The organism is Streptomyces viridiviolaceus (assembly GCF_014650995.1).
Taxonomy (GTDB): domain Bacteria; phylum Actinomycetota; class Actinomycetes; order Streptomycetales; family Streptomycetaceae; genus Streptomyces; species Streptomyces viridiviolaceus.
This window is the reverse complement of the sequence record NZ_BMWA01000015.1, coordinates 25,370-43,281: the sequence shown is the minus strand read 5'-3', so window position 1 is coordinate 43,281 and position 17,912 is coordinate 25,370. Positions and strand designations below refer to the sequence as shown.

At 70.5% G+C, this 17,912-nt stretch carries 19 protein-coding genes; 12 read left to right on the top strand and 7 right to left on the bottom strand.

The genetic code is table 11. The annotated features are described in order from the left end of the window. Positions 1-2: 2 nt before the first annotated feature. From nadC to IE260_RS22530, 7 genes are all read left to right on the top strand, one after another. Entirely contained in the window at positions 3-983 is a 981-nt protein-coding gene (gene nadC, locus IE260_RS22560) for a carboxylating nicotinate-nucleotide diphosphorylase (RefSeq protein ID WP_189874702.1), read from the top strand. 7 nt (positions 984-990) lie between these two features. Continuing rightward, on the top strand, positions 991-1,788 hold the full coding sequence (locus IE260_RS22555) for a type III pantothenate kinase (protein WP_189874700.1): 798 nt from the start codon (positions 991-993) through the stop codon (positions 1,786-1,788). Between the two features lie 773 nt (positions 1,789-2,561). After that, the gene (locus IE260_RS22550; RefSeq protein WP_189874698.1) at positions 2,562-3,194 is read left to right on the top strand and encodes a hypothetical protein; all 633 of its coding nucleotides are present in this window, start codon (positions 2,562-2,564) and stop codon (positions 3,192-3,194) included. A 68-nt stretch (positions 3,195-3,262) separates the two neighbouring features. Then, the gene (locus IE260_RS22545) at positions 3,263-3,442 is read left to right on the top strand and encodes a hypothetical protein (RefSeq protein ID WP_189874696.1); all 180 of its coding nucleotides are present in this window, start codon (positions 3,263-3,265) and stop codon (positions 3,440-3,442) included. Positions 3,443-3,590: 148 nt separating this feature from the next. After that, a complete protein-coding gene (locus tag IE260_RS22540; RefSeq protein WP_189874694.1) occupies positions 3,591-3,989 on the top strand; it encodes a BlaI/MecI/CopY family transcriptional regulator in 399 nt (132 codons plus the stop codon). A 9-nt stretch (positions 3,990-3,998) separates the two neighbouring features. After that, the gene (locus IE260_RS22535; protein WP_189874692.1) at positions 3,999-4,508 is read left to right on the top strand and encodes an amino-acid N-acetyltransferase; all 510 of its coding nucleotides are present in this window, start codon (positions 3,999-4,001) and stop codon (positions 4,506-4,508) included. Positions 4,509-4,810: 302 nt separating this feature from the next. After that, positions 4,811-5,146, top strand: coding sequence for a histone-like nucleoid-structuring protein Lsr2 (locus IE260_RS22530; RefSeq protein WP_189874690.1), 336 nt, complete (start codon positions 4,811-4,813; stop codon positions 5,144-5,146). An 86-nt stretch (positions 5,147-5,232) separates the two neighbouring features. Here the strand turns inward: IE260_RS22530 and IE260_RS22525 are convergent, their stop codons facing one another. After that, positions 5,233-5,925 carry an SCO3374 family protein gene (locus IE260_RS22525; protein ID WP_189874688.1) on the bottom strand — a complete coding sequence of 231 codons (693 nt, stop codon included), beginning with the start codon at positions 5,923-5,925 and terminating at the stop codon, positions 5,233-5,235. 429 nt (positions 5,926-6,354) lie between these two features. Between IE260_RS22525 and IE260_RS22520 the strand changes: the two genes are divergently transcribed. Continuing rightward, complete coding sequence (locus tag IE260_RS22520; protein ID WP_189874686.1) at positions 6,355-8,880, top strand: ATP-dependent Clp protease ATP-binding subunit; 2,526 nt, start codon at positions 6,355-6,357, stop codon at positions 8,878-8,880. Between the two features lie 304 nt (positions 8,881-9,184). Here the strand turns inward: IE260_RS22520 and IE260_RS22515 are convergent, their stop codons facing one another. Then, on the bottom strand, positions 9,185-9,832 hold the full coding sequence (locus IE260_RS22515) for an HAD family acid phosphatase (RefSeq protein ID WP_189874684.1): 648 nt from the start codon (positions 9,830-9,832) through the stop codon (positions 9,185-9,187). 489 nt (positions 9,833-10,321) lie between these two features. On the opposite strand from IE260_RS22515, the gene IE260_RS22510 reads away from it, so the two are divergent. Next, positions 10,322-11,026 carry a M23 family metallopeptidase gene (locus tag IE260_RS22510; RefSeq protein ID WP_189874682.1) on the top strand — a complete coding sequence of 235 codons (705 nt, stop codon included), beginning with the start codon at positions 10,322-10,324 and terminating at the stop codon, positions 11,024-11,026. A 17-nt stretch (positions 11,027-11,043) separates the two neighbouring features. Here IE260_RS22510 and IE260_RS22505 read toward each other — a convergent pair whose 3' ends face one another. Continuing rightward, positions 11,044-11,646 carry a TetR/AcrR family transcriptional regulator gene (locus IE260_RS22505; RefSeq protein WP_189874680.1) on the bottom strand — a complete coding sequence of 201 codons (603 nt, stop codon included), beginning with the start codon at positions 11,644-11,646 and terminating at the stop codon, positions 11,044-11,046. Between the two features lie 135 nt (positions 11,647-11,781). On the opposite strand from IE260_RS22505, the gene IE260_RS22500 reads away from it, so the two are divergent. From IE260_RS22500 to IE260_RS22490, 3 genes are all read left to right on the top strand, one after another. After that, complete coding sequence (locus IE260_RS22500) at positions 11,782-13,377, top strand: MDR family MFS transporter (RefSeq protein WP_189874678.1); 1,596 nt, start codon at positions 11,782-11,784, stop codon at positions 13,375-13,377. A 153-nt stretch (positions 13,378-13,530) separates the two neighbouring features. Continuing rightward, positions 13,531-13,956 carry a helix-turn-helix transcriptional regulator gene (locus IE260_RS22495; protein WP_189874676.1) on the top strand — a complete coding sequence of 142 codons (426 nt, stop codon included), beginning with the start codon at positions 13,531-13,533 and terminating at the stop codon, positions 13,954-13,956. Between the two features lie 112 nt (positions 13,957-14,068). Further along, positions 14,069-14,515, top strand: a complete 447-nt coding sequence (locus IE260_RS22490) for a VOC family protein (RefSeq protein ID WP_188183455.1) — start codon at positions 14,069-14,071, stop codon at positions 14,513-14,515. On the opposite strand, the gene cseC is transcribed toward IE260_RS22490, so the two are convergent. The 4 genes from cseC to IE260_RS22470 all read right to left on the bottom strand — a co-directional run bounded on the left by cseC (position 14,512) and on the right by IE260_RS22470 (position 17,885). Next, positions 14,512-15,879: a two-component system sensor histidine kinase CseC gene (gene cseC, locus IE260_RS22485; protein WP_189874674.1), complete on the bottom strand. Its 1,368-nt coding sequence runs from the start codon at positions 15,877-15,879 to the stop codon at positions 14,512-14,514. The genes IE260_RS22490 and cseC overlap by 4 nt on opposite strands. Before the next feature lie 8 nt (positions 15,880-15,887). After that, entirely contained in the window at positions 15,888-16,592 is a 705-nt protein-coding gene (cseB, locus tag IE260_RS22480; protein WP_189874672.1) for a two-component system response regulator CseB, read from the bottom strand. A gap of 112 nt (positions 16,593-16,704) precedes the next feature. Continuing rightward, positions 16,705-17,358 (bottom strand): hypothetical protein, encoded by a 654-nt coding sequence (locus IE260_RS22475; protein ID WP_189874670.1) that lies wholly within the window; start codon positions 17,356-17,358, stop codon positions 16,705-16,707. Beyond that, positions 17,346-17,885: a SigE family RNA polymerase sigma factor gene (locus tag IE260_RS22470; RefSeq protein WP_189874668.1), complete on the bottom strand. Its 540-nt coding sequence runs from the start codon at positions 17,883-17,885 to the stop codon at positions 17,346-17,348. The genes IE260_RS22475 and IE260_RS22470 overlap by 13 nt, the downstream gene beginning before the upstream one ends. Positions 17,886-17,912: the final 27 nt, after the last annotated feature.

Here is a 17,912-nt window from a genome sequence, read left to right as displayed (position 1 = left end):
CAGTGAACACCCCCGACCTTCCCCTCGCCTCCGCCGGAGGCTGCGGCGACGGCTGCGCCTGCGGCGCGGACAGCGACGAAGAGACCTACCTGGAGTGCGGCCTGGACCCCGCGCTCGCGGCCCTGCTGGTGAACGCCGGACTCGACCCCGTGGAGGTCGAGGACATCGCGAACGTCGCCATCCAGGAGGACCTGGCCCACGGCGTGGACGTGACGACGGTCGCGACCATCCCGGAGGACGCCGTGGCCACCGCCGACTTCACCGCGCGCGAGGCGGGCGTGGTGGCCGGCCTCCGGGTCGCCGAGGCGGTCCTGTCGATCGTCTGCACGGACGAGTTCGAGGTGGAACGCCACGTCGAGGACGGCGACCGCGTGGAAGCCGGTCAGGTGCTCCTCTCCGTGACCACCCGCACCCGCGACCTCCTCACCGCCGAACGCAGCGCGCTGAACCTCCTGTGCCGACTGTCGGGCGTCGCGACGGCCACGCGCGCGTGGGCGGACGTCCTCGAGGGCACCGGGGCCAAGGTCCGCGACACCCGCAAGACGACGCCGGGCCTGCGTGCCCTGGAGAAGTTCGCGGTCCGCTGCGGCGGCGGCGTCAACCACCGCATGTCCCTCTCGGACGCGGCCCTGGTCAAGGACAACCACGTGGTCGCCGCGGGCGGCGTCGCCGAGGCCTTCAACGCCGTCCGCGAACGCTTCCCCGACGTCCCCATCGAGGTCGAGGTCGACACCCTGCACCAGCTGCGCGAGGTCGTGGACGCCGGCGCCGACCTCATCCTGCTGGACAACTTCACGCCGGGCGAGTGCGAGGAGGCCGTCGCCCTCGTGAACGGCCGGGCCGCCCTGGAGGCGTCGGGCCGCCTGACCCTCGACAACGCCAAGGCGTACGCGGACACGGGCGTCGACTACCTGGCGGTCGGGGCCCTCACCCACTCCTCGCCGATCCTGGACATCGGCCTGGACCTGCGAGCGGCGGAGTAGGACGGCCATGCTGCTGACGATCGACGTAGGCAACACGCACACCGTCCTGGGCCTCTTCGACGGCGAGGACATCGTCGAGCACTGGCGCATCTCCACGGACGCGCGCCGCACGGCCGACGAGCTCGCGGTCCTCCTCCAGGGCCTGATGGGCATGCACCCGCTCCTCGGCGACGAACTGGGCGACGGCATCGACGGCATCGCCATCTGCGCCACCGTCCCCTCGGTCCTGCACGAGCTGCGCGAGGTGACCCGCCGCTACTACGGCGATGTCCCCGCGGTCCTCGTCGAACCAGGCGTCAAGACCGGGGTGCCCATCCTCACCGACCACCCGAAGGAGGTCGGCGCCGACCGCATCATCAACGCCGTCGCGGCGGTCGAGCTGTACGGCGGTCCCGCGATCGTCGTCGACTTCGGCACGGCGACGACGTTCGACGCGGTCAGCGCGCGCGGGGAGTACGTCGGCGGGGTCATCGCCCCCGGCATCGAGATCTCCGTCGAGGCCCTCGGCGTCAAGGGCGCGCAGCTCCGCAAGATCGAGGTGGCGCGTCCTCGCAGCGTGATCGGCAAGAACACGGTCGAGGCCATGCAGGCCGGCATCGTGTACGGCTTCGCCGGCCAGGTCGACGGGGTCGTCAACCGCATGGCCCGCGAGCTGGCCTCCGACCCGGACGACGTCACGGTCATCGCGACGGGCGGGCTCGCGCCCATGGTGCTGGGGGAGTCCTCGGTCATCGACGAACACGAGCCGTGGCTGACGCTGATGGGACTGCGGCTGGTGTACGAGCGGAACGTGTCCCGCATGTAGCCGACGCGCCGGGTGCGATGATCCGGCGTTCGCCCTGCCGCCCGGCGTGGGTGCGCCGGCCCGGCGTTTGCCGGTTGCCCGGCGTGGGTGCGCCGGCCCGGCGTTCGCCGGTTGCCCGGCGTGGGTGCGGGCGCTCCTGGTCCGGCGTTCGCTCCGGTGCCCGGCCTGGGTGCGGGCCAGGGGTGGGTCGCGCGGCCCGGCGCTTGCGGGTTGCCGCCCGCGCCCACCCGTGCCGCCCCAGGCGGCACGACTGCCCGCGGCTGGGTGACCCGGCCGCCTGCGGCTGGGCGAGCCGGGCTGCCCGTGGCTGGGCGAGTGCGGCCGCCCGCGGTCACGGTGGCGCGGCGCCCGACGGTCACGGCGGCGGGCGCGTGACTGCGCGGTGACGCGGCGCGGCACTTCGTGGTCACCGTGCCGAACCCGCAGACGCGCACGGCGTGGCGCTCCGCGGGCACCGCGACGGCGCGGCAGTCGCGTACGGCGAGAAGGGGACGTGTCGGGGGGTGTCCGCCCGCAGCGGTTGGCGCGTCAACGCCGGGCGAGCCGGTCACCCACCGATTCCGCGCCGTTCCGAGGACGGACACCCCCCGGCACGGCCCCGACCCACAACCGCAACCGATGGCGCCACGCGCACCCCCACCGCACCCGCACAGGCCGCCGCAGGCACCCACAGATACCTACAGGCACAGGCCCCCACCCCCACCCGAGTGGCTCCCCCACGCCACACCCGCCCGCTATGCCAGGTTTGTCTGATTAGCGCGTATCGTCGCCACATGCCCACGCCATACGGATCCCGCGGCGGCATGGCGTTCGGCGTCCAGGAGCTGCGTGTGCTCCGACGCGCCCTCGCCCTCGCCCTCAACCCCAGCCCCGTCTCGGCCGAGGACGTCCAGGACTGCCTACGCCTCGCGGAGTCGCTGGACGAGGCGATGCGGGAGAGCGCGCGGCTGCGCGCCTTCCTGGTGGCCGACCTCGCCCGGTACCGCGCCGCCCTCCCCGGCGCCGCGACCGGCTACCTCACGCTCCTGGACGAGGCCCTGGGTGCCGGACACCGCCCCGGCGCGGACGATCTCGCCGCCCTCCGGGCCCTGCGTGGCAACCCGGCCGCGGCCGCCCTCCTGGCCCGGTGCGGAGCAGACCCCGAGCCGGCCCCGCGCCCCCGCGCGACGGCCGTCCTCCCCGCCGCCCGCACCCGCCTCAAGGCCCTGCCCGGCGGCCGTTGCGCGGCCGGCCAGGACCCCGCCGGAAAGCCCGAGAAGAAGCCCGCCCAGAAGCCGGGCCCCCAGCCCTCCCCGGCGGCCCCGAACGCCCCCAAGCGCCCCATCCCCACCCCCGGCGAGGTCTTCCCCCGCCGCAAGCCGACCCAGCCCCCCGCCGGCTCCCGGCACCACCTCGCCGCCGGCTGACCCCGACCGGCGCCCGCCCCACGCCACCCGGCGGCATCCGGCACCCACCCCGTGGCTACCCTGGATCCATGGACTACGTCTCCGCGCTCCTGCCCCCGGTCGTCATGGCCGCACTCTTCATCGGTGTGATCAGGGTGATCGTGAAGACCCAGGGCGGCGCCAACAAGGCCAAGGAGGACGCGGCCGTGGACGCCGCCCTCGCACGGGCGGAGAGCACCCGCCAGGCCCCGGCGCACCCCGAAGCCTGACCGCCCCTGGCACGGCCCGCCCACCCCCACCGCGTACGACTCCACACCGGGTCGTACGCCCTTTTTGTGCACGTTTGCCAGTAAAGATGCACGTCCGGCACGCCAGTCCCGAGATCTCCCACTATTGTTCTGAGTTGTGCCTCGCCCATTGGGAGAACTCGAAGACGCGGTCATGACGAGGGTGTGGAAGTGGAACCGCCCGGTGACCGTTCGAGAAGTCCTGGAAGACCTCCAGCAGGAACGGTCCATCGCGTACACCACGGTGATGACCGTTCTGGACAATCTCCATCAGAAGGGCTGGGTGCGCCGCGAGGCGGAAGGCCGCGCCTATCGATATGAGGCGGTCTCCACCCGCGCCGCCTACGCCGCCGCGTTGATGAACGACGCCTGGTCCCAGAGCGACAACCCCGCAGCCGCCCTCGTCGCCTTCTTCGGCATGATGAGCGAGGAACAACGCCAGGCACTGAGAGACGCCATCCGCATCGTCCAGGGCCCGGAAACCTCCGGCCCCAACCCCGGCTCGGTACCGGACGCCGACGGGCGATAGCGTCCCCACATGTCAAAAGCCATCACCGTCCGGCGGGCCCGCACCAGCGATGTCCCGGCCGTGCGCAGGCTCCTCGACGCCTACGCCCGTGACCGCATCCTGCTCGACAAAGCGACGGTGACGCTTTACGAGGACATCCAGGAGTTCTGGGTCGCGGAACGGGACGACAACGCCGAGGTGGTCGGCTGCGGCGCCCTGCACGTGATGTGGGAAGACCTCGCGGAAGTGCGGACTCTCGCGGTGAAGCCGGGCCTGAAGGGTGCCGGAGTCGGACATCAGTTGCTGGAGAAGTTGCTGCAGACCGCGCGCTGGCTCGGTGTTCGACGCGTTTTCTGCCTGACCTTCGAAGTGGACTTCTTCAGCAAGCACGGCTTCGTGGAGATCGGAGAGACGCCCGTCGACACGGATGTCTACACAGAGCTGCTGCGTTCCTATGACGAGGGCGTAGCGGAGTTCCTCGGTCTCGAACGGGTGAAACCGAACACCTTGGGCAACAGCCGGATGCTTCTGCATCTGTGATCGCCGGGCTTCGGCAAGAGGCGGCGCATGCGGCGGGACAAGCGGTAGCCCATGCGCCGGCAAGGATCCGCAACCCCGCGCCAGGTTTATTCGACGGACGGACCGTACGCCGGTTCCCTATGTCCGAAACGCGCATCTTTCCGGTCCGGAGGCGGGCTTCGAGTCTCCGCCGAGGGTTTGTGTTTTTCCGGCAAAAGCGGTTTGCTTTCCGACGTACTGCAGTACTGCATATAACAGGGGACGGCGATACGGCGGACGCCGGCGGACCTCCGGCCCTCAAGTTATCGATGAAAGGAAATCCGGTGGCACAGAAGGTTCAGGTCCTTCTTGTCGATGACCTCGACGGCGGCGAGGCGGACGAGACCGTGACGTTCGCGTTGGACGGCAAGACGTACGAGATCGATCTCACCACCGCCAATGCGGACAAGCTCCGTGACCTTCTCGAGCCTTACGTGAAGGGCGGTCGCCGCACCGGGGGCCGCGCTTCCGGCGGTCGCGGGAAGGCGCGCGCCTCTTCGGCCGGCAGCCAGGACACCGCGGCGATCCGCGCCTGGGCGAAGGAGCAGGGTCTCGAGGTCAACGACCGCGGCCGTGTTCCCCAGGCCATTCGTGAGGCGTACGAGAAGGCGAACGGCTGACCGTCCGGCCCGCGCCACAGGCTGCGCACGCTGCCCGCAGGCCCGCAGGCCCGCACGCCTGCCGCCCGTACGCACCGTCCGCGCGTTCAGCGCGGCGTACGCGAAGGGGTCGGCGGCCGGCCGCACGCGCGCCGCAGCCCGACCCGGTGGCACTGGGTCGCCAGCGTGTGGACCAGCCGTGCGAGATCGGGAGCGACCCCGTCGCCCCCCACGGCCGACAGCGTCGGCAGCGAGGTCTCGACCTCGCACCCCGGCTCGGGGGGCCGCAGCCACACGGCGGCCCCCTGCGAACCGACGTGGCCCAGGGGAAGCGGCCACGGCCCGGTCGAGCCGGCCCCGGGGGGCAGGGGCGCGTCCGTGAGGCCGCCCGCGCCGATCGCCGTCAGGTCCAGTGCCAGTGAGCCCCACTCCAGCCAGTCCAGCAGCCCGGGCAGCTCCTCCGCGCTCCCCGCGGCCACCAGCAGCAGCATGCGCTCACCCTGGACGGCCACCGGGGAGCCGGCCCCCGGTGATCCCTGCGCCCACGGCAGTACCAGCAGCCCCAGTCGCTCCAGTGCGGCCTGACCGGCCTCGGCCGGGACGTCGAGCACGTCGAAGCGGACGCCCGTGCGCAGCCGTACCGGCGCCCCGGGCGCGGTGGGCCAGCCGAGCGTGTTCTCGTACCACCCGCGCACCTGATCCCACGCTCCCCTCGCTTCGAGGGCCCGGTGGGGCATCGGGACCGCGGTGACGGGGGGTACCCGAGGGATGTGGAAGACCGGGGCCTGGACGCCAACCATGCCAAGCGAAACCGCCGGAAAGGCACTCGGGTTACGCTGGGTGTCCGAACGGCTGCACAGAGTGCCGAAAGGGGGGCGTGTGGGGGTACGGGGAGGCGCAAGGTTGTTCGCCCGTAGCGGAGGGAACCGGTGCGCGCGGCATGGAGTGTCAGTCCCGGCGGGTAAGACATCCCTAGTGGGAGGGGGCGACGAGCAGGAGAGGCCGTCTCACGTTCGCCATCGGCGTACTGGCGAGTGGGGTAACTGCCTGGCCTGCGGGAACATCGTCTCGCACCATCGGGTTGGAGCAGATGTCGGCGTTCGGGGTCAGGAGGCCATCGACGGTGTCGGCAGTTGGAATGAGCGGTCCCCGCTTGCGGGACTAAGCTGCGGAAGGACAGGGAGGGGAAGTTCCCCTTACTGCCTGACCGCTCTGAGGAGCGATTAACGATGTTCGAGAGGTTCACCGACCGCGCGCGGCGGGTTGTCGTCCTGGCTCAGGAAGAAGCCCGGATGCTCAACCACAACTACATCGGCACCGAGCACATCCTCCTGGGCCTGATCCACGAGGGTGAGGGTGTCGCCGCCAAGGCCCTTGAGAGCCTCGGGATTTCGCTCGAGGCGGTCCGCCAGCAGGTGGAGGAGATCATCGGGCAGGGCCAGCAGGCCCCGTCGGGTCACATCCCCTTCACCCCCCGTGCCAAGAAGGTGCTGGAGCTGTCGCTCCGCGAGGCGCTTCAGCTGGGCCACAACTACATCGGCACGGAGCACATCCTGCTCGGCCTGATCCGTGAGGGCGAGGGCGTCGCCGCCCAGGTCCTGGTCAAGCTGGGCGCAGATCTGAACCGCGTGCGGCAGCAGGTGATCCAGCTGCTCTCCGGTTACCAGGGCAAGGAGACCGCCACCGCCGGCGGTCCTGCCGAGGGCACCCCCTCCACGTCCCTGGTCCTCGACCAGTTCGGCCGGAACCTCACCCAGGCCGCTCGTGAGTCCAAGCTCGACCCGGTCATCGGGCGCGAGAAGGAGATCGAGCGGGTCATGCAGGTGCTGTCCCGCCGTACCAAGAACAACCCGGTCCTGATCGGTGAGCCCGGCGTCGGCAAGACCGCCGTCGTCGAGGGCCTCGCCCAGGCCATCGTCAAGGGCGAGGTGCCCGAGACCCTCAAGGACAAGCACCTCTACACCCTGGACCTCGGCGCGCTGGTCGCCGGCTCCCGCTACCGCGGTGACTTCGAGGAGCGCCTGAAGAAGGTGCTCAAGGAGATCCGCACCCGCGGCGACATCATCCTGTTCATCGACGAGCTGCACACGCTGGTCGGTGCGGGTGCCGCCGAGGGCGCCATCGACGCCGCTTCGATCCTGAAGCCGATGCTGGCCCGCGGTGAGCTGCAGACCATCGGTGCGACGACGCTGGACGAGTACCGCAAGCACCTGGAGAAGGACGCGGCCCTGGAGCGCCGCTTCCAGCCCATCCAGGTCGCGGAGCCGTCCCTGCCGCACACGATCGAGATCCTCAAGGGTCTGCGCGACCGGTACGAGGCCCACCACCGGGTCTCCATCACCGACGAGGCGCTGGTCCAGGCCGCCACCCTGGCCGACCGGTACATCTCGGACCGCTTCCTGCCGGACAAGGCGATCGACCTGATCGACGAGGCCGGTTCCCGGATGCGCATCCGCCGGATGACCGCGCCGCCGGACCTGCGCGAGTTCGACGAGAAGATCGCCGCCGTCCGCCGGGACAAGGAGTCCGCGATCGACTCGCAGGACTTCGAGAAGGCCGCCTCCCTGCGCGACAAGGAGAAGCAGCTCCTGGCCGCCAAGGCCAAGCGGGAGAAGGAGTGGAAGGCCGGCGACATGGACGTCGTCGCCGAGGTCGACGGCGAGCTGATCGCCGAGGTCCTCGCCACGGCGACGGGCATCCCGGTCTTCAAGCTCACGGAGGAGGAGTCGTCCCGCCTGCTGCGCATGGAGGACGAGCTCCACAAGCGGGTCATCGGCCAGGTCGACGCCGTCAAGGCGCTGTCGAAGGCGATCCGCCGTACGCGTGCCGGTCTGAAGGACCCCAAGCGCCCCGGTGGCTCGTTCATCTTCGCCGGCCCGTCCGGTGTCGGTAAGACCGAGCTGTCCAAGGCGCTGGCGGAGTTCCTCTTCGGTGACGAGGACGCGCTGATCTCCCTCGACATGTCGGAGTTCAGCGAGAAGCACACGGTCTCCCGTCTCTTCGGTTCGCCCCCCGGCTACGTGGGCTACGAGGAGGGCGGTCAGCTGACGGAGAAGGTGCGCCGCAAGCCGTTCTCGGTCGTCCTCTTCGACGAGGTCGAGAAGGCCCACCCGGACATCTTCAACTCGCTGCTGCAGATCCTGGAGGACGGTCGCCTGACCGACTCCCAGGGCCGGGTCGTGGACTTCAAGAACACGGTCATCATCATGACGACCAACCTCGGCACCCGGGACATCTCCAAGGGCTTCAACCTCGGCTTCGCCGCCGCGGGTGACACGAAGACCAACTACGAGCGCATGAAGAACAAGGTCTCGGACGAGCTCAAGCAGCACTTCCGGCCCGAGTTCCTCAACCGCGTCGACGACGTGGTGGTCTTCCCGCAGCTGACGCAGGACGACATCCTCGCGATCGTCGACCTGATGATCAGCAAGGTGGACGAGCGCCTGAAGGACCGGGACATGGGCATCGAGCTCTCCCAGTCCGCCAAGGAACTGCTGTCCAAGAAGGGCTACGACCCCGTGCTGGGCGCCCGGCCGCTGCGCCGGACCATCCAGCGGGAGATCGAGGACACGCTGTCGGAGAAGATCCTCTTCGGCGACCTGCGCCCCGGTCACATCGTGGTCGTGGACACCGAGGGCGAGGGCGAGACGAAGACCTTCACCTTCCGGGGTGAGGAGAAGTCGGCACTGCCCGACGTCCCGCCGATCGAGCAGGCGGCCGGCGGAGCCGGGCCGAACCTGAGCAAGGAGGCGTAGCCCTCCGGGTGCGCTGAAGACAAGGGGCTGCCCCGGACCGGATCACCGGTCCGGGGCAGCCCCTTGTCGTGTCGGCGTCCCTGGGACGCCCACGTGGCCCTCAGCGACCGCGTACCGGGCGGCCGGGCAGCCCTTTGCCCGGCCGCCGCCGCGACGGGCGGCAGACAGCGCCCCACGGTCCTGCTCCCGCACCGGCGGGCGTACCGCGCAGGGCATCGGCCTGCCACCCGGCCCGGCGGATCCCGTCCGCCTCAGCCGCGCGCTCGTGCGCACGGGGACGAGGCACACCGCGACCGGCGACCGGTCAGGACAGCTGACCGTCGTAGTCCGGGAGCTTGAAGGTCTTCTCGGCGTGGCCGCCCGACAGGTCGGTGGCGCTGTTGCCGATGTTCGCGATGATCGTGTAGCCCTTCGACTCGATGTCGGCGCGCTGGGCCGTCTTGTACTCGGCCACGTTCCGGAACAGGTCGAAGAAGCCGCGGACGTACAGCCCCGAGGACTCGTAGCCGGCGTGGTCGAGGTTGTACGCGGTCGGCGCGTGGATGATGCCGGGGCGGGCGGTGACGAAGAACAGGGCGACGCCGTGCTCCTGGGCGTACTCGGCGACCTCCAGAACCGGCCTGTTGGCGGGCTGCGGGAAGCTGAAGCCGAAGTCGGTCTCCAGGGACGTGTTGTCGATGTCGAGGACGATCGCCTGCTTCTCACCGGGACCGGCGTCGGCGATCCGTTCCTTCAGGTAGGGCAGTGCCTGGTCCATCACGGCCTGGCAGTCCTTCTGCCAGGTGGCGTGGTCGACGCCCGCCGCGGCGGACGCCGCCGCTGCGGGCGTCGTCGTGCTCCCGGTCGTACCCGCGGTCGTCGCGGCCTCGGCGGGGGCTGCCAGCGCGACGAGGGCCGCCGCGGAGACCGCGGTGACGGATGCCCGGTGGAAGAACCAGGGGTGTCTGGCCATGTGGGGGGTCCTCTCACGTCCGTACAGCTTGTTTTGTCGAGTGCATGATCGGTGGTGAGGGTGGCGCGAGAGGAACCGTAGGGTTACTGGGCGGTAAGTAGCTAGAGGCGTGCATCACATGGACGGTGCGGATCCTGAACTCCCCGCGACGTAGCCCCCGTCACATTTCCGCCCTTTTCGATCTCGGCGCCGGTGATGTGCCGCACAGGCGATTTGGGCCTTACTAGCGGCCATAGTGGAAACGCCCAGAACTACGAAAACGGACATATGTACCGGAACTGACGCGGGGATTCCGCCTGTCTGACCTGCTTTGTCCCGAATGTGCCCTCTGTCAAGAGTCGTGAAGTTTCGGGGTCAAGTACTACTTTTCGTCGTAGGTCACACTCTTGGGCGATTGGGGCGGATTGGGTTACCAAGGTTGTGGCCCGCCCGGCGAGCACCGGTTCGTCGGAGGGGCTTTCCCTTGCTCCCGACCCCATGAGGTTGCGAATGTCCCCGCGTGTCACGTCCCGTTTCTCCCGTCCGACCACCCTCCGCACCCGTGCGGCCCTGCTGGCCGCCGGCCTCGGCGCCTCGGTCGCACTGGGAACCGGGGTCGCGGCCGCCGTCGACACCACGGCGGCCAACAGCGCCGCCACCGTCGCGAGCGCCGTCCAGGCGCAGGCCGAGGCCCAGGCCAAGGCTGCGCAGACCGCCAAGGCCGCGAAGGCCCAGGTCGCCGCGAACGCGAAGAAGACCGTCACCGTGAAGAAGGCCGCCGTCGCGAAGAAGGCCGCCTCCTGGGTGAAGCCGGTCAAGGGCTACACGCTCACCGCGAGCTTCGCCCAGAACGGCGGCATGTGGGCGCACAAGCACAGCGGCCAGGACTTCGCTGTGCCGGTCGGCACCAACGTCGTGGCCGCGCACGGCGGCACCGTCGTCAAGGCCGGCCCGAACGGCGCCGGTGACGGCCCCGCCTACGGCAACGCCATCGTCATCAAGCACGGCAACGGCACGTACTCCCAGTACGCCCACCTGTCCCAGGTCAACGTGAGCGTCGGCCAGGTCGTCGCCACGGGCCAGTCCATCGCCAAGTCCGGCAACACCGGCAACTCCAGCGGCCCGCACCTGCACTTCGAGATCCGTACGACCCCGAACTACGGCTCGGCCATAGACCCGGCCGCCTTCCTGCGCTCCAAGGGCGTGGCCGTCTGACAGGGCCGGACAGGCCCCTATGAGTCCCCGGCCCCCTGATGGTGGGCCCGGGTGACCAGATCGGTGGCGACCTCGAGGACAGCCTTGCGCTTATCCTCGGGGTCGCCTTCGACGTCGTGGAGGAAAATCATCCCGGCGTGCAGGGTGAACAGCGCGCTGATGCTGCGTACCTGGTCCACCAGGTCCGCGTCCGGGTCGACCAGGATGTAGCGCAGGCCCATCATGCGGTCCTTGAACATGCTGCCGATGCGCAGCTCCCGCACCGTCGCCTGGTTCTCCTGCATGAAGCGGAAGAGCGGGGCCGCCCCGGCCAGGGCCTCGCTGTAGCGGCGGATGATCTCCTGCTTCGTCTCCAGCGTGTGCGGCTGCCGCCGGCCCCACTCGATCAGGTCCTCGATCGGCCGGACGAGGTCCTCGAAGATGCTGACCAGGATCTCTTCCTTGGTCTTGAAGTGGTAGTAGAGCGCCGCTTTGGTGACTTCCAGGCGTTCGGAGATCTCGCGCAGGGAGGTCTTCTCGTAGCCCTGCTCGGCGAAGAGCTCGAGCGCCACGTCCTGGATGCGCTGGCGGGTGTTCCCGCGGCGCCGCTGCTGCTTGGTGCCGTCCATCGTGCCGCCCATCCTCCTATGCCACCTCCGCTCCGCGCACTTTCCGGAAAACTTACTTGACGACCGGCTAGTTACGCGTCTACCTTCCCGAGTGTAGTCAACTAGCCGGGCGGCAAGTAAGTGGCGGAGTCAGGGGGAGTGGGAGCGATGGCGGACACAGTGACGGAGGACACCGTCGACACCGGAGGCGGGAAGCAGCCGAGGAGCGTGCGGGTGGTCCTGCTCGCCCTCATGGTCGCGATGATGCTCGCGATGCTCGACAACATGATCATCGGCACCGCGATGCCGACGATCGTCGGCGAGCTGGGCGGCCTGGAACACCTGTCCTGGGTGGTGACCGCCTACACGCTCGCGACCGCGGCCTCCACCCCGCTGTGGGGCAAGATCGGCGACATGTACGGCCGCAAGGGCTCGTTCATGACCTCGATCGTGATCTTCCTGATCGGCTCGGCGCTCAGCGGCATGGCCCAGGACATGGGCCAGCTCATCGGCTTCCGCGCGGTCCAGGGCCTCGGCGCCGGCGGTCTGATGGTCGGCGTCATGGCCATCATCGGCGACCTGATCCCGCCCCGGGAACGCGGCAAGTACCAGGGCATGATGGCCGGCGTCATGGCGCTCGCGATGATCGGCGGACCGCTGGTCGGCGGCACCATCACCGACCACTGGGGCTGGCGCTGGGCCTTCTACATCAACCTGCCGCTCGGCGCGGTCGCGCTGGTCGCCATCAGTGCCGTACTGCACCTGCCGAAGAAGCGCAGCGACGCGCGGATCGACTACCTCGGCGCCGCGCTGCTGACCGTGGGCATCACCGCGATCGTGCTCGTCACCACCTGGGGCGGCACGGAGTACGCCTGGTCCTCGGCGCGGATCATGGAGCTGATCGGTATCGGCGTCGCCGCGCTGGTCGGGTTCGTCTTCTGGCAGACGAGGGCCGCAGAGCCGATCGTGCCGCTGCACATCTTCCGCAGCCGCAACTTCACACTGATGTCCGTGATCGGCTTCATCGTCGGCTTCGTGATGTTCGGCGCCACCCTCTTCCTGCCGCTGTACCAGCAGGCGGTCCAGGGCGCGTCGGCCACCAACTCGGGGCTGCTGCTCCTGCCGATGCTGGGCGCGATGCTCGTCACGTCGATGGTGGCGGGGCGGGTCACCACGAACACAGGCCGCTACAAGATCTTCCCGGTGATCGGCGGTGCGCTGATGACGGCCGGACTCTTCCTGCTGTCCCTGATGGACACGGAGACCAGCCGGTTCACCTCCGGTGTGTACATGGCCGTCGTCGGCCTCGGCATGGGCTGCCTGATGCAGATCACCATGCTGGTCGCGCAGAACAGCGTGGAGATGAAGGACATGGGCGTGGCCTCCTCGTCCACCACTCTCTTCCGCACCCTCGGCTCCTCCTTCGGCGTCGCGATCATGGGCGCCCTGTTCAACCACCGCGTCCAGGACGTCATGGCGGAGCGGGCCGGGGAGCTGGGCGCGAAGGTGACCGAGCAGTCGGCGCAGCTCGACGCGGCGAGCCTGGCCGAGCTGCCTCGGGCCGCGCGGGAGGCCTACCAGCACGCGGTGTCCTCCGGGACGCACGGGGCCTTCCTGCTGGGGGCCGCCGTGGCGGTGCTCGCGCTGATCGCGGCGGTGTTCGTCAAGGAGGTTCCGCTCAAGGGGGCGGGACCGCAGGCGGCGGCCGGGCCGGCGGACGGTGACGGCGCCGCGGCGAAGACGCCGGCGGCCGAGACCGTCTGACCTCCGCCCGCCCTCCACGACGAAGGCCCCCGGGGTGCGTCCGCCCGGCCGGGGGCCTTCGTCGTGCCCTGCGTGCGTCCGTCCTGCCCGGGGCCCCGGGCGTGGCCGGACGGCGCGGGGTCACTGTCAGTGCCTCGTGCCACCATCGGGCGCATGGACAAGTTGCGGCAGTTGCGGCTGGCCAAGGACGCCATGGACCGCGACTGGGCCGACCCGGCCCTCGACCTGGACGCGGTGGCCGCGCACGCCGGGTACTCCCGTTACCACTTCATCCGCGCCTTCAAGGAGGCGTACGGCGAGACCCCCGGCCAGTACCTGACCCACCGCCGCATCGAGCGCGCCGAGGACCTGCTGCGCACCGCCAACCTGTCCGTGACCGAGATCTGCCATCTGGTCGGCTTCAGCAGCCTCGGCACCTTCTCCAGCCGGTTCAAGGCCTGGACCGGACTGACCCCCAGCGAGTACCGGACGAAGCACGTGGGCCGAGGAGCCGCCCTGATACCGGGCTGCTACGCCATGCTCTGGGCCGGCGGCTTCCGCGGCGGCCCCGCACGGCGCAATTCCGAAGAAGCGGAGTGACGTGGCCGCTGCCTACGGTGGCAGGGCGATGCGGGCACGACGACCGGCCGCGTACCGCAGGGACACGGGAGTACCCGCGTACCGCAGGAACACGGAAGTACAGGAGCACGCCATGATCAAGGGTCTCGCCATCTCGACCGTCTGGGTCCTCGACCAGGACCGGGCCAAGGAGTTCTACACCCAGAAGCTGGGCCTGGAGGTCCGTACGGACATGACGATGGGCGAGGGCGGCATGCGCTGGCTCACCGTCGGCTCCCCGGACCAGCCCGACGTCGAACTGACGCTGATGGTCCCCGGCAGCGGCTCCATGGATCCCGAGTCCGCCGAGATGATCAAGAAGCTGGTGGCCAAGGGCGCTCTCGGCGCCGGCGTGCTGACCACCGACGACATCCACGGCGACTACAAGAAGCTCAAGGACCGCGGGGTGGAGTTCCTCCAGGAGCCGCAGGAGCGTCCCTACGGCACGGAAGCGCTCTTCCGCGACGACTCCGGCAACTGGTTCTCCTTCACCCAGCCCCGCGAGGGCGGCCTCGACATGGACAAGGACTTCGCCTGTTAGGACACGCCCTGGGCCGGCCGGTCCGGCAGCATCGGGAAGCTCCCGGTGTTCGTCGGCGCGTGCTCCGGCAGCCACAGCACGGCGACCGCGCCCTCGGCGGGGACGTGGTCGGGCGCCCCGGCGGGCCGCACGTTGCGGAACGTCAGCCGGGCGCCCAGCACCCGGGCCTGCCCGGCCGCGATGGTCAGACCGAGTCCGTGGCCGCGGCCGGCCCGGTCCGCGCTGCCGGTGCGGAAGCGGCTCGGGCCCTCCGCGAGCAGGTCCCCGGGGAAGCCGGGCCCGTGGTCGCGGACCCGGATCACCCGGCCCTCGACGCTGACCTCGATGGGCGGCCTGCCGTGCCGGGCGGCGTTGGCGAGCAGGTTGAACAGCACGCGCTCCAGGCGGCGCGGGTCGGTGGTGACCTCCGACTCGTGCACGACCCGTACCTCCACGGCCGGGTCCTTGGCCGCCACCCGCCGGGTGACGAAGTCGCCCAGCATGATGTCCTGCAGCTCGGCCCGCTCCGAGGCGCCGTCGAGCCGGGCCACCTCCAGGACGTCCTCCACCAGCGTGCGCATGGCCTTCGCCCGGTCCAGCACCAGCTCGGTCGGCCGGCCCGGCGGCAGCAGCTCGGCCGCCGTCAGCAGCCCGGTCACCGGCGTGCGCAGCTCGTGCGCGATGTCCGCGGTGACCCGGCGCTCTGCCTCCAGCCGCTGCTGCAGCGCGTCCGCCATCGCGTCCACGGCGCTGGCGAGATCGTCGGTCTCGTCCCGCACGACGCCGCCGATGGCGTCCCGGACCCGCACCTCGCTCTCGCCCCCCGCGACCTGGTTCGCGGCGGCGGCGGCCTTGCGCAGCCGGCGCGACAGCTGTCCGCCGATGAGCACGCCGAGCGCGCTGCCGCCCAGGACGACCGCGATGGAGCCGATGACCAGGGCCTGGTCGAGGTCCTTGAGGATGTCCGAGCTGCGGTCGGTGAACCCGGAGTGCAGGGACATCACGTGCCCGTCCTTGAGCGGCACGGCCGCCCATATGTCCGTCACCCCGTTCGCCTGCTCGGAGACGTACGTCGCCCGCCGGCCGTCCTCGACCTTCCTGCGCAGCTCGGCCGGCAGCTCGGGGTCGTCGATCTGGGCGTTCGGGAAGTTCAGCCGCCCGGACAGCTCGTAGTTGCGCTGGGCGATCAGGACGCGGTCGTCCGCGAGGTCGCGCGCGTTGTCCAGCATCGACACCCTGGCCGCGTTGTGCACGACCAGGCTCAGCGCGACCGCCACCAGCGCGCCGACCAGCGCGATGGCCGCGCTGAGCTTCCATCTCAGCCCTGTACGGATGCCCGTGCGCCCCAGCGGGGAGGCGGCCAGGCGACGGAAGATCCCCCGCATGTCCCTGCTCAGGCCTTCAACTTGTAGCCGAAGCCACGGACCGTCTCGATGCGGTCCTGGCCGATCTTGGTCCGCAGCCGCTGCACATGGACGTCGACGACACGGGTGTCACCGCCCCAGCCGTAGTCCCACACCCGCTCCAGCAGCTTGTCGCGCGAGAGCACCGTGCCCGGCGCCGAGGAGAACTCCAGCAGCAGCCGCATCTCGGTCGGTGTCAGCGCCACCGGCCGTCCGGCCCGGCGCACCTCCATGCCCTCGGTGTCGACCTCCAGCTCGCCGAAGGTGAGCACTCCGCCGTTGTCGTCACCACCCCCCGCGTCCGCCCGGACACCGCCGCCGGCGTGCCCGAAGCGGCGCAGCACCGCCCGGATCCGGGCCACCAGCACCGCCCCGTCGAACGGCTTGGTCACGTAGTCGTCGGCGCCCGCCTCCAGGCCGAGCACCACGTCGATGGAGTCGGCCCGCGCCGACAGCATGATCACGGGCACGGTGGACTCGTCCCGGATCCGGCGGCACAGGCTGACGCCGTCGAGGCCGGGGACCATGACGTCCAGCAGCGCGATGTCGGGGCGGTCGGCCCGGAACGCCTCCAGGCCCGACAGGCCGTCGGGCATCGCGGTGACCGCGAAGCCGTCCCGCTCCAGGGCGAGCTGGGTGGCCTCGCGGATGACGTCGTCGTCCTCGACGAACAGGACGTGGGTCTGGTCTGCCATCCCGGTGCTCTCTGTCCTCGTTGTGGTGGTCGGGCGTCCTCGTCGCGGTGGCCGGGGCGCGCTCACTTCTGCATCGGTCCGAGCGGCCCGATCGGTTCTCTCCGGTGGCCGGTCAGCTCTCCGGAACCGGCGTGGGCGCGTTCCCGACGGCGTTGCTGTAGTCGTTGTGCGTGCGGTACCGCTCGGTGAACCGGCCCGAGGACCAGCGGTACGTGATCACGTTCTCGCCGGACGGACTCGACACCGGGTCGCCCTTCTCGTAGACCTGCTTGGTGACCACCAGGTCGCCGCGGTCGATCTCCGCGTAGACCGGGGGCTCCTCCGCCTTGAACACATTCTGGTACTCGCCCCCCTTCTCGCGGTACACGTAACTGCCCACTCCCACCGCGTCCCCGCAGGTCAGGACGTTGACGACGACGTCCTCGGCGGAAGAGCCGGTCAGCTCGCCGTAGGAGACGTCGACGGGGTACTCGTCGGCGACGCACGGCTTCAGCTCCCGTTTGACCTCGGCCGAGACACGGGGATCGGCCTTGACGAGCCGGACCGCGTCCACCCGGTCGGGGGTCCGGCTCGGCGAGGCGGCGGGGGAGGAGGCGCCCGCCACCGAGTCCGCGTGGGCCGGGCCCTCGTCACGGGCACCGGTGCCGCCCGCGGCGCAGCCGGCGAGCGAAACGGCGAGGGCGACGGACACGGCCGCCGCCGTGCTCGTCGCCTGGATGCTTCCCCGGGCCGGGCCGGTCCTCCGGCAGACGGTCAGGCCGCGCAACGCTCCCGCTCCTCACGCTCCAGCGCGCGTGCGTCCAGATCGCGGGCGACCAGCTCCTCGCGGAGCCGGGCGAGCGCCCGGTGCAGCGTGCTCTTGACCGTTCCGGCCGACATGCCGAGGGCGGCGGCCGTCTCCTCCGTGGACATCTGCTCCCAGTGTCGCAGCACCACGACGCTGCGCTGCTTCGGGGCGAGCACCTTCATGACGTCCATCAGCAGGGCGCGGTCCGCGTGCTGCTCGGTGGAGTCGTCCACGCAGGCGTCCGGGAGCTGCTCGGTGGGAACCTCCTCCAGCTTCCGCGCCCGCCACCACTCGGTCCGCGTGTTGATCATCACCCGGCGCAGGTAGGCGTCCGCCAGCCGCTTGTCGGCGATGCCGTCCCAGCGGCCGTACGTCCGCGCCAGCGCGGTCTGGAGCAGGTCCTGGGCGTCGACGGGGTCAGGGACCAGGCGCCGGGCGCTGCGCAGCAGCGCGTCCTGCCGCGTGCGGACGTACTCCTCGAACTCGAGCACCTCGCCCTGTGCCATGGTGAACCGCCTCCCGTTTTCCCCGTT